This window comes from Clostridium sp. DSM 17811 (assembly GCF_018861905.1).
Lineage (GTDB): Bacteria > Bacillota > Clostridia > Clostridiales > Clostridiaceae > Clostridium_AD > Clostridium_AD frigoriphilum.
The window spans coordinates 1-731 of record NZ_JAHLDU010000090.1; the positions used below are offsets into that span (position 1 = coordinate 1).

Consider the following 731-nt stretch of genomic DNA (forward strand, 5'->3'; position numbering starts at 1 on the left):
ATATTTACCACGAATTAATTTTCTTACCACTCTACAATATTTAGTTTTATTTAATAATGAAACTTGTGCATATTCATCGTTTTTATTTATAATCACATTTATATCTAATCCGTTCCATCTTAATTTATTACCTATAAACCTAATCCCAGTTTTGTTAGATTTTCCCTCAACACTATTCATTTCACCATACTTTTTAAAATAAACTCTATTTGATTGATGAATCATTAATTTTTGAAAAGCACTAAAACCCCTAGAAGCTATCTTTTGAGCAGTGAAACTATCTACATTATCTTTAAAATGTTTCTGCATGGCTTTGACATATTTATGGAGTGAATACTCTGTCAAATCATGTCTCTTGTTTAATTCATTAAATTTTTTATTCCTTTCTTTCCCTTTAACCATATTTATTACTTTCTCATATTCTTTCGATTCTATCATATGATTATATCTTTTAAACAATTCGCCTAAGCAACTATTATAAATGCTTCTACTTATTTCTAATCTTTTATTTAATATGTCTTCTTGGTATTTTTCTGTATTTAATTTTAATGTTAAAATATAATTTGACGCAGCATTCACCCCCTTCTTAATATCTTGTCTTTTGATTATCTACATATTTTTTTACTGTTTCACTACTTACGTTACCAGCCGTGGATACAAAATAACTTCTTGTCCATAGACTAGGCATTTTATTTAATTCTTGAAATTCTGCTCTCAAAACTTTACTTGTT

The 731-nt window shown here is 26.5% G+C and carries 1 protein-coding gene and 1 pseudogene; both read right to left on the bottom strand.

The features are described 5' to 3' along the window. Nucleotides 1-579, bottom strand: a pseudogene (locus tag KPL44_RS25085) (RNA-guided endonuclease TnpB family protein); the annotation flags it as partial. Nucleotides 580-586: 7 nt separating this feature from the next. Further along, nucleotides 587-731 (bottom strand): transposase (locus tag KPL44_RS25090; protein WP_216256124.1); only part of this gene is annotated, 145 nt, incomplete at its 5' end.